A 1,372-nucleotide genomic window follows, 5' to 3' on the forward strand; every position below is an offset into this window, starting at 1 on the left:
CGCTGGCCGAGGTCACCGAGGACGATCTCGCGCGGATCGTGGAGCAGGTCCCGGGCGGTGCGGCGAACGTCGCGGACGTCTATCCGCTGGCGCCGATGCAGGAGGGCATCTTCTTCCACCACCTGCTGGACGCCGACCAGGGCCGTGACGTCTACACCCTGCCGACGGTGCTGGCCGTCGACTCGCGGGAGCGGGTCGACGGATTCGTGTCCGCGGTGCAGGCGGTGGTGGACCGGCACGACATTCTGCGGACGGCGGTGCTGTGGGAGGGACTGTCCCAGCCGCTGCAGGTCGTGCTGCGGCAGGCTCCGCTGGTGGTGTCCGAGATCGCCCTGGCGGCCGGTGCCGGTGACGACGCGGTCGCCCGGCTGCTGGCGGCGTGCCCGCCGTCGATGGACATCCGCCGGGCGCCTCTTCTCGATCTGACGATCACTCAGGACATTGATGGTGGGCGGTGGTTGATCGCTCTGCGCAGCCACCACCTGATCCGCGACCACCAGGCGCTGGAAGTCCTGTTGGACGAGGTGCGCGCGCACCTGGAGCAGGACGTCGAGCGGCTGCCGGAGCCGGCGCCGTACCGCGACTTCGTGGCGCACGCGCGAATGGCGGTCACCGCCGAGCAGCACCGTGCGTTCTTCGAGCGGGCGCTCGGGGAGGTGGAGGAGCCGACCGCGCCGTACGGCGTTCTGGACACGCACGGCGGCGGCGGCGAGGTCGGTGAGGCGATCGTCGATCTGTCGGACGAATTGGCCGACCGGGTACGCGAGTTGGCCCGCCGGTACGGTGTGAGTGCGGCGGCGTTCTTCCACCTGGCGTGGGCGCGGGTCGCGGCGGCGACGACGGGGCAGACGCATCCGGTGTTCGGCACCGTGCTGCTCGGCCGGATGGACGCGGGAGGTGCGGCGAGCCGTACGCCGGGTCTGTACATCAACACCCTGCCGATCCGGGTCGACGCCACCCGGCGACTGGGCGAAGGGCTGCGGTCGGCGCAGGCGCAGTTGGCCGAACTGCTGAACCATGAGCATGCCCCGCTGTCCCTCGCCCAGCAGGCGACCAGCCTGCCGGCGCAGAGCCCGCTGTTCACCTCGATCCTCAACTACCGTCACAGCAAGCCGCGTTCGGATTCCGGTCAGGGGAACCTGCCGGAGACCGGGATCGCGGGCATCGACATCCTGTACGCCCATGAGGGCAACAACTACCCGTTGACGGTGTCGGTGGACGACACGGGTGTCGGGTTCCGGTTCACGGTGCAGGCGTGTGCGCCGATGGACTCGGGTGTGGTCTGCGGTCTGCTGTGCACGGCGGTGGAGAACCTGGTCGGCGGGCTGGAGGGGGATTCCACTTCTTCGCTGGATCTGGTTCCCGTTCTTGA

Annotated in this window: 1 protein-coding gene; it reads left to right on the forward strand. The window is 69.9% G+C overall.

Annotation, left to right across the window (positions count from 1 at the left end; genetic code table 11):
* Nucleotides 1-95 precede the first annotated feature (95 nt).
* A partial coding sequence (locus ACIQOV_RS41475; RefSeq protein ID WP_401056331.1) for a condensation domain-containing protein occupies nt 96-1,372 on the forward strand: 1,277 nt, incomplete at its 3' end.

Source organism: Kitasatospora sp. NPDC091257 (assembly GCF_044757675.1).
In the GTDB taxonomy this organism is placed as follows: domain Bacteria; phylum Actinomycetota; class Actinomycetes; order Streptomycetales; family Streptomycetaceae; genus Kitasatospora; species Kitasatospora lactacystinica.